Here is a 2,531-nt window from a genome sequence, read left to right as displayed (position 1 = left end):
GCCGCGCCGCCAAACCTCAGTGCAGGCGCACTACCTCACCACCAAGACCCATGCCGCGCAGCGGCTTCGTGCTTTGGGTCACGGGCATGCTCTTGCGTTGGTTCAGAACGCGTTGCCGCATCAGGTGACCTTCAGCGCCTGTCGCAAGGCGGGGAGGAACGAGCGGCCGACCGCGAGCTGCGCGCCCGAAGATAGGCGAACGGCCCAGCTGCCGCTATCGGGCACCAGCGCCACGATCCGGTCGCGATTGACCAGCCTCGAGCGGTGGATGCGGACGAAGCCGGAGCTGCCGAGCCGCCGTTCGATCGCGTGGAGGCGTTCGGCGACGAGATAGCTCATCGTGCCGCAATGCAGCCTCACGTAATTGTCCTCGCCGCTGATACGGTCGATGTCGCTGGCCTCCAGCCGCACCAGCGTGCCGCGGCAGGGTGCCCAGAACACTGCGTCGCTCCCTTGCGGAGGCGGAACGGCTGCCGTGCGCAGTGTGACGCGATCGATCGTGGCGCGCAGCAGCGCCGGGTCGACCGGCTTCAGCAGATAGCCGACCGCGTTGACCGCGAACGCCTGGATAGCGAAACGCTCGAATGCGGTGATGAACACGATCGCGAGTGCCGGCCGTCGGCCGACCAGATGCTCGGCGAACGCCAGCCCCGTCATGCCGGGCATCTCGATGTCGAGCAGGATCAGGTCGACGGTGATGCGGTCGAGGACAGCGAGCGCCTCTTGCCCGTCGCTGGCGGTGGCCGCGATCTGGATATCGGGGAGCGCCTCGCACAGCCGCACGAGGCGTCGGATGGCGGCGGGCTCGTCGTCAACGACCAGGACGCGTAGGCGATCAGCCATGCGGCAGCGCGATCTGCGCGCGATAGCCGCCGCCAGCCCGCGGGCCTGCGATCAGCTCGGCCGCCGCGCCGTACCGCAGGCGCAGTCGCTCGCGGACGTTGGCAAGGCCGATCCCGAACCCCGCGGCGTCGTTCCGGCTACACCCGTCGTCCTCTACCGTCAGCGCCAGCCGCCGGTGCGTCGTCGCGGCGATGATGCGGATGGTCACCATGTCGTGCGAGGCACCGAGCGCGTACTTCACCGCGTTCTCGACCAGCGGCTGGAGGATCAGGCGCGGTACCAGCAATGCCGCTAGTCGGTTAGGCAGGTCGATCTCGACGCGCAGCCGGTGCTCGTGTTCTTCACGCCGTCAAAACCGCGATGATCCGTCCGGTCGCCTGCTTCACGACGCCGAAAGGCATTGTTCCCGGTCCGCTCAAGGCGCTCATTATCAAGACGTTCATCGCACCGGTGGTTCGCCAGGACCGGCGCGCGCTGGAGGCGCAGGCCGGCGTAATTGCGCGCTTCGGCGCGCCACGCTACGCGCAAAGTCCGGGTGATCCGCTCGGCGACCGTGTGCGGCGTCCAATGGACGGCGGTTTGCTGGAGCCCGGCATAACAGACCGGTTTGAGGCGACGCTATGACTTGCGAGACGGTGAGTCCGGTGGTGATCAACGTCGAGGCGAAGTCCGAGTATGGACTGCCTCGATGGCGTCCACATCAGCGGTATTTGACCAGGCATGCCCGAGAACCATATCGAGCGGATCGTGTCAGACTTCGTCGATGCAGGCTGCTGCTGCGAGTGCCGTGCGAGACAAGTCGCCGCCCTGCTCGTCGATGCGGCAGCAATACTGCGGTTCGCCACCTCCTGGATTGAGCGCTGGGATAGCTTCACACCAAAGCCCTAGATCTTGGGCCAAGAGCTTTCAGCGAACAAGCAATTGCTTCTTGAAGCAGACGATAAGGTTGTTTCAGACTGCAACTAACTATGAAAATCGCTGTGGGGTACCTTGCAATAGCTGAAAGCTACCTTGAGACGTCAGAGCCGGTTCCGAACTAAACGTCCAGATTGGCGACGTTCAAGGCATTGTCCTGAATGAACTCGCGGCGCGGTTCGACGACTTCGCCCATCAGCTGGGTGAAGATCATGTCGGCCGCCGACACGTCGTTGGAGGTCACGCGCAGCATCGTGCGGTGCGAGGGGTCGAGCGTCGTCTCCCACAACTGGTCAGCGTTCATCTCGCCGAGCCCCTTGTAGCGCTGGATGGCGAGGCCCTTGCGGCCGGCCAGCAGGATCGCGTCGAGAAGCTGCGACGGCCGGGCCACCCGGCTCTCGCCGCGTGCCAGCGTCGTCGAGCGGCCTTGCTCGTCGGTCGCCGGCTCGTCGGTCGGCTCCTCGCCGGCGTCGTCGATCTCGGCCTGGGCGGCGGCGCCCTTCATCGGCACCAGCTTGCCGGCTTGGGCGAAGCTGTCCGCCTGCTCGGTCGCGAGCGTGTGGAGCTTGCGCGCCTCCGCCGAGGCGATGAACGAGGCCTCGACGATGTGGTGGTCGGTCACGCCGCGCCACAGCCGTTCGAAGTGGATGCCGCCATCCTCGATCAGCCGCGCGGTCCAGGCGGCCGTGCCGCCGTCGCCGAGATCGCCGGCGTCGAGGCGGCGCGTGACACCGTCGACGGCAGCAGCCCGCCCGGCACGGTCGAGCGCCGGA

The 2,531-nt window shown here is 66.6% G+C and carries 3 protein-coding genes and 1 pseudogene; 1 reads left to right on the top strand and 3 read right to left on the bottom strand.

All coding sequences use genetic code 11. The features are described from left to right. Positions 1-120: 120 nt before the first annotated feature. Together HUU96_RS14820 and HUU96_RS14815 are read right to left on the bottom strand one after the other, a co-directional pair. Positions 121-843 (bottom strand): LytR/AlgR family response regulator transcription factor, encoded by a 723-nt coding sequence (locus HUU96_RS14820; protein ID WP_174293500.1) that lies wholly within the window; start codon positions 841-843, stop codon positions 121-123. Further along, the gene (locus HUU96_RS14815; RefSeq protein ID WP_174293499.1) at positions 836-1,129 is read right to left on the bottom strand and encodes an ATP-binding protein; all 294 of its coding nucleotides are present in this window, start codon (positions 1,127-1,129) and stop codon (positions 836-838) included. The genes HUU96_RS14820 and HUU96_RS14815 overlap by 8 nt, the downstream gene beginning before the upstream one ends. Before the next feature lie 74 nt (positions 1,130-1,203). Here HUU96_RS14815 and HUU96_RS14810 point away from each other — a divergent pair, with 74 nt between their 5' ends. Further along, on the top strand, positions 1,204-1,467 hold the full coding sequence (locus HUU96_RS14810) for a hypothetical protein (RefSeq protein WP_174293498.1): 264 nt from the start codon (positions 1,204-1,206) through the stop codon (positions 1,465-1,467). Between the two features lie 412 nt (positions 1,468-1,879). On the opposite strand, the pseudogene HUU96_RS14805 reads toward HUU96_RS14810, so the two are convergent. Continuing rightward, positions 1,880-2,531, bottom strand: a pseudogene (locus HUU96_RS14805) (DNA gyrase subunit B); the annotation flags it as partial.

It is taken from the genome of Sphingomonas bacterium (assembly GCF_903644135.1).
Lineage (GTDB): Bacteria > Pseudomonadota > Alphaproteobacteria > Sphingomonadales > Sphingomonadaceae > Sphingomonas.
Note: the sequence above shows the minus strand (reverse complement) of the source record. Positions and strands in the feature narration are given on the sequence as shown.